Origin of the sequence: Lachnoclostridium sp. (assembly GCF_031997925.1) — a bacterium.
Taxonomy (GTDB): domain Bacteria; phylum Bacillota; class Clostridia; order Lachnospirales; family Lachnospiraceae; genus Lachnoclostridium.
In genome coordinates this window covers 1-5983 of record NZ_DAMADT010000015.1, presented here as the reverse complement: position 1 = coordinate 5983, position 5983 = coordinate 1, and the positions used below count along the sequence as shown (strand labels likewise).

The window sequence follows — 5983 nt, the reverse complement described above, 5'->3', positions numbered from 1 at the left end:
AAAGAGTAAACCCTTTGCTCCATCTCGGTTAAATCTTCTTTTTTTAATAATGTTGCATTTGTTTTAACACCTAACAAAGAAGAATACTGATTTCTAAGTTCCACCAGAATATCCTCTGGACTTAAAACTAGTTTTGCTCCGTTTTGAATTAATAAATTACAGCCTTTTGATAACTCATCGGTTAACTTTCCAGGCAATGCAAAAATGTCCTTTCCTTGCTCTAACCCACTGTCTACCGTAATCAAAGTACCGCTTTTTTCTCTAGCCTCCACTACTAAAATTCCATCAGAAAGTGCAGCTATTATTCGATTTCTTAAAGGAAAATGATACGGTAACGCCTTAGAACCTATTGGATATTCCGAAAGAATTCCGCCATGTAAATTAACCTCTTGATACAGTCCATAATTTTCTCTTGGATAACATAAATCAAGTCCATTACCAATCACACCATATGTTTTACCGCCGCAGCTTATTGCACCCTTATGAGCCATACCATCCACGCCCCTTGCAAGTCCGCTGATTATCTGTATTCCAAGCATACTTAATTCTTTTGAAAAATAATAAGCAACGTCACTACCATAGGCGCTACAATCTCTGGCTCCAATGACAGCAATGGAAGGAAGGTTATCATTTGGTAGTTCTCCGCGGTAATATAGAAACCAAGGTGCATCATAAAGTTTTTTTAATTTTTCTGGATATTCTTCATCTTCTATGCAAATAAAATGAATCCCACGTTTTTTCATATGATCGAATTCATTCTCTAACTCTTCTATTGAATATTTTTTATTTAGATAACCTATTACTTCTTCCTTTAAGTTAAGTTTCAATAACTCCTCATGTTTTGCTTGATAAACTCCTTCAATGGAATGAAAGGCATCTAATAACATAACGGTCGTCTTATGTCCAATCCCTTCGTTTTTCGATATCCAATACCACAGTAATCGGTTCTTTTTAACACAATCCATCATACTTCCCCCCAATACTTTCTATCTACACCTCGATAACCGATTGCTTCGATTAAATGATGCTTTTCGATAGAATCCTTCCCCTCTAAATCCGCAATGGTACGTGCAACTTTTAAAATGCGATGATATGCTCGTGCACTTAAGTTCATAGAAGTAAACGCCTGCTCTAATATTTTTTGTTCTTTCTCTCCAAGAGAGCAATATTTTTTGACTTCCGAAGGTGAAAGTTGAGAGTTAAAATACTTACCGCTTTTTTGATAACGGTTTAATTGTCGTTTTCTTGCTTCTTTTATACGTTCTCTAATTATGGAGGAGGACTCGTTACTCTTTCCATAAGTTAATTCCTTATACGCGATTGGAATCGTTTCAACACAAATATCAATTCGATCTAGTAGTGGTCTTGAAATTTTTCCAATATATTGTTTGATTTGCTGCAGGGAACATTTACACTTACTTCGATCAGGATAATAACCGCATTTGCATGGGTTAAGAGCTGCAACAAGCATAAAATTAGCTGGATATGTATAGGTGGCATGAAGCCTTGATATCGTTACTACCTTCTCTTCTAACGGCTGTCTAAGCACTTCTAAGGTCCGATTATCAAACTCGGTTAGCTCATCTAAAAACAACACACCATGGGCTGCTAAACTGATTTCTCCAGGTCTTGGACATCGTCCTCCACCAATGAGTGCTGTTTGAGTAATTGTGTGATGAGGAGAACGAAATGGTCTCTCTAGGATCAAGATACGATTATTGTCAAGTTGTCCGGATACGCTATAAATCTTAGATATTTCAAGACTCTCCTCAAAGCTTAATTCTGGCATAATGGAAGGAATTCTTTTTGCTAGCATCGTTTTTCCAGAGCCAGGAGTCCCTATCATCATGATATTATGTTGACCAGCAACAGATACCTCAATTGCCCTTTTTGCAGTCACTTGGCCGACAATATCAGAAAAATCCAGATTCTTTTCCTCTTGTTCTAAGAACAGTGAAGTAACATCTACAAATTCAGGAAGTATTGTCATCATGCCCGAGAGTAACTCCACAGTCTGTCTAAGGCTCTCGACTCCAATCACCTCAATTCCGCTAACTACTGCCCCCTCTTTTGCATTATCCTTCGGTATAACACAGCGTTTATATCCTTGTTTTTGGGCAGTACAAATAAGCGGAAGGATTCCATTTACACGACGAATCTTTCCATCTAAACTAAGTTCTCCAATCAATAATGTTTGTTCCAAATATTCAGTGGGAATATAACCAGAAGCGGTTAGAATTGCTATGGCAATTGCCAAATCGAAGGCAGTTCCTTCTTTTTTTACATCAGCTGGTGATAAATTGATAGTGATATGTTTTGGTGGCAACGAATAACCAGAATTACGTATTGCTGTTTTTACCCTTTCTTTCGCTTCCTTCACTTCGGAACCTAAAAATCCAACTAGATCAAAGCTAGGAAGTCCATCACTTACATCTGCCTCTACATTCACGATAAAGGCATCAATTCCATCAATCGCAGCAGAAAATGATTTACTAAACATCTAATATCCTTTCCCCTCTCCAAGGAAAGCAAATACCTAAAGGTATTATAGCAGACTCGTATCTTAGTATCAATGAGTTTTTAATAAACAAGAAAAAGCAACTTTACTTAAAGCAACTATCATGATTTTATTCATCTTGAACCTAAAAGCATACTTCATTAAATTTATAATAAAATAAATGTATATTTTCTCCTTTGTGCAACCATTATTTTACAACTTATATTGAATTTTGTAATTAACTATATTACCAAAATAACACTGTTATTGTATTTGACCTACACATTATATGAAATATTTATATTGATAAATACTGCGTTTAAATAGATTAAAAAACCTCCAAAAGGTCATATACCCCTTGGAGGTTTGTAATCTTTATACACTTTTAAGCATGTTCATGGTCGAGTATCTTCTTTAATTCATTCATAAAGGTATTGACATCCTTAAATTCACGATAAACGGAAGCAAAACGAACATAAGCTACAGCATCTAAATTCTTTAGCTTATCCATCACAATTTCACCGATTTTGTTACTTGGAACTTCTTTTTCTTCCAAATTAAAAATAGTGTTTTCCACTTCATCAACGAGTGCGTTAATCTGGTCTACGGAAATCGGGCGCTTATGGCAGGAACGAAATACACCTGCTTCAATTTTGGAACGATCGTAAGGTTCACGATTATTATCCTTCTTAATTACCACCAAAGGTATCGTTTCTACTTTTTCATAAGTAGTAAAACGTTTGGAACATTCATCACATTGTCTTCTGCGTCGAATGGAACTGCAGTCATCTGCTGGTCTTGAGTCAATTACTCTTGTATTTTCTTTTCCACAAAATGGACACTTCATACGGTACCTCCCATTATTATTTTAGCCCGCACATGTTAACCGTAATCTCTACTTTCATTATATTGAATAAATTCCCATAGGTCAAGCATATAGTCAATCATGTTTTTATATTTTCTTCATATGATATTAAAAAACGGGAGGATCTATCATATGCGATTATTTGAAATGCGGAATAAAGAAGTCATTAATTGTAGAGATGCCAAACGGTTAGGCTTTGTATGTGACATTATTTTTGACGCTGTCACTGGATGCATTGAAGCTATCATCGTTCCAGGACCACCAAAAATATGGGGTCTTTTAGGAAGAGATCACGAATATATCATACCTTGGTCATGCATTTGTCAAGTAGGTCCTGACGTCATTTTAGTTGATATTGATGTTGATGAATGTTTTAAGAAGTGCGGTTGATTGAAAACGTAATATAAATCCCTCTTTACATTCGAACTTATGTTTCCTATAATAATATTAATGGTTATTTCATGAAACAGATTGAAACTGAGATACTATACTTATATCAGAATTTTAAAATGAAGAATAATTTTAATGAATCTGTTCCATTACAGCGATATTTAATAAATTGTATTTATTATTAAGGAAATGAGAGATATGATAAAAAAAGAACGACTAATTTTTCATGTGGATGTGAATAGTGCTTTCTTAAGCTGGGAATCTGTGCATCGTTTAACATCAAATTCCGAGGCGTTAGACTTACGTACGATTCCTTCCGCAGTAGGTGGTGATAAGCAAAGCAGGCATGGTATCGTTCTAGCAAAATCCACCAAAGCTAAATCTTATGGCATTGTAACAGGGGAGCCATTAACGCAAGCACTTCAAAAGTGTCCCTCTTTGGTGGTAGTCCCCCCTAATTTTGAAGTATATACAAGCTATTCAGAACGATTAATGAAACTTTTATTAGAATATACACCTACGCTTAACCAATTTAGTATTGATGAAGCATTCCTCGATATGACTGATACTTATCATCTATTTGGTACTCCTATGGATATCGCTAGCCAAATTAGAGAACGAGTTATGAAAGAATTAGGTTTTACTGTAAATATTGGAGTTTCTACCAACAAACTTCTTGCAAAGATGGCTTCCGACTTTAAAAAACCGAATCTTTGCCATTCCTTATTTCCATCCGAAATATCAGAGAAGATGTGGCCTCTTCCTGTTGAGGAATTATTTTTTGTTGGAAAGTCCGCTAAAGCGAAATTTAATGTCTTAGGCATTCGTAGCATCTACGATTTAGCACATACAGATGTTAGTATCCTAAGAACGCATCTAGGAAACAAATATAGTACCCTAATTCATGAGTATGCAAATGGTATTGATGAAGAACCGGTTGAGGATGCTGATACGAAGGCAAAAGGTTGTGGAAACAGTATCACCTTAAGTCAAGATGTCATTGATAATACAACAGCAAAACAAGTCTTACTTGCATTAAGTGAAACCGTTGGTGCAAGACTACGCTCCTCTAATGTTTCATGTAGCTGCATCACTGTTGAGATTAAATATACTAATTTCCAAACTTATACCCATCAAACAGTCTTACCATATCAAACAAATACGACAACAACAATTTATGAGGCTGCTTGCCGTTTATTTGAAGAGTTTTGGGACAACTCTCCAATCCGTTTATTAGGTATTCGAACTACCAAATTAGACGATACGGATTTTTCACAAATCAGTCTTTTTGATAACAAGCAGTCAGAAAAATTTAAGAAACTAGATTCTGCCATTGACTCTATCCGTAATAAATATGGTAATGATTCAGTGAAAAGAGCCAGTTTTTTAAAGGAAAACACAATTTGTAATCATAAATTAGGTAAAAAATAAAAAAACATCTTAGAACGCTTTTTCATTCTAAGATGTTTTTTAAGTAATTACAACTACAGGCTTCCCAAGACACAATCCTAAGGGGGATATATTATCTATGCGAATATACTTCGTCTTGCCAAACCCACAGGGTGAATGCGTATCCCTCGGAGAGTTTTTATTCATGACTTGTATATAGGTAATTACAACACAATTTAAAAAACTTAAGCCTCTTCATAACATTTCTTAATATAATCCCTAGATGCAACTGCATTCTCTGGAACAGAATCCTCTAAGAGCATATGGATCATAGGTTTCTTCTCTTTTGCAAGTTTCATAAGCAATGGCAGATTTAATAAACCTTCTCCAACAGTAAGTGGTCTAGACACAATATTCCCATCCTTAACTATGAAATCTTTAATATGGAGAACATCAATTTCTTCACCAATTAATTCAAAGGCTTCCTCGATAATTTCATCCTGATTCTTGTAATTATCTAGTGACATTACATTTACTGCATCAAAGATGACACGTAAATTTGGTGAATTAATAGCATCTAATACCTTTCTCGTTCTTTTAATATCACTCATAATATGTTTGTAAACAGGCTCTATTCCAACGATAACACCCATTTTTTCCGCGTATTCTACTACAGGGCGTAAATTCTTAATAAAGATATCTAATGCCTCCTCTGAGTGATTTGCGGGCTCATAGGCATATTCTTTATTTACTGCTCCAGTCTCTGTTCCAACCATTCCACAACCAAGTAAGGAAGCAAAGCGAATGTGAGCTTCGTAATTTTTATGAATTTCACGTAGTTG

General features: G+C 35.3%; 6 protein-coding genes. 2 read left to right on the top strand and 4 right to left on the bottom strand.

Annotation, left to right across the window (positions count from 1 at the left end; translation table 11 throughout):
• From dprA to nrdR, 3 genes are all read right to left on the bottom strand, one after another.
• Positions 1-965: DNA-processing protein DprA (gene dprA, locus RTP52_RS10990; protein WP_312371289.1), on the bottom strand; the 965-nt coding region annotated here is incomplete at its 3' end.
• On the bottom strand, positions 965-2500 hold the full coding sequence (locus tag RTP52_RS10985) for a YifB family Mg chelatase-like AAA ATPase (protein ID WP_312100110.1): 1536 nt from the start codon (positions 2498-2500) through the stop codon (positions 965-967). The genes RTP52_RS10985 and dprA, both read right to left, overlap by 1 nt.
• A 382-nt stretch (positions 2501-2882) precedes the next feature.
• The gene (gene nrdR, locus RTP52_RS10980; RefSeq protein ID WP_312100108.1) at positions 2883-3344 is read right to left on the bottom strand and encodes a transcriptional regulator NrdR; all 462 of its coding nucleotides are present in this window, start codon (positions 3342-3344) and stop codon (positions 2883-2885) included.
• Positions 3345-3494: 150 nt separating this feature from the next.
• Here nrdR and RTP52_RS10975 point away from each other — a divergent pair, with 150 nt between their 5' ends.
• A complete protein-coding gene (locus RTP52_RS10975; RefSeq protein WP_312100107.1) occupies positions 3495-3752 on the top strand; it encodes a PRC-barrel domain-containing protein in 258 nt (85 codons plus the stop codon).
• Between the two features lie 198 nt (positions 3753-3950).
• Positions 3951-5183 (top strand): DNA polymerase Y family protein, encoded by a 1233-nt coding sequence (locus RTP52_RS10970; protein WP_312100106.1) that lies wholly within the window; start codon positions 3951-3953, stop codon positions 5181-5183.
• Positions 5184-5386: 203 nt separating this feature from the next.
• Here the strand turns inward: RTP52_RS10970 and RTP52_RS10965 are convergent.
• Positions 5387-5983, bottom strand: a 597-nt coding sequence (locus RTP52_RS10965) for a sugar phosphate isomerase/epimerase family protein (protein WP_312371285.1), incomplete at its 5' end; no start/stop codon positions are given.

Excerpts from the sequence above, each read along its gene's own strand:
- RTP52_RS10975 (WP_312100107.1), top strand. The coding sequence starts at position 3,495 with ATGCGATTATTTGAAATGCGGAATAAAGAAGTCATTAATTGTAGAGAT.
- RTP52_RS10985 (WP_312100110.1), bottom strand. The coding sequence starts at position 2,500 with ATGTTTAGTAAATCATTTTCTGCTGCGATTGATGGAATTGATGCCTTT.
- nrdR (WP_312100108.1), bottom strand. The coding sequence starts at position 3,344 with ATGAAGTGTCCATTTTGTGGAAAAGAAAATACAAGAGTAATTGACTCA.
- RTP52_RS10970 (WP_312100106.1), top strand. The coding sequence starts at position 3,951 with ATGATAAAAAAAGAACGACTAATTTTTCATGTGGATGTGAATAGTGCT.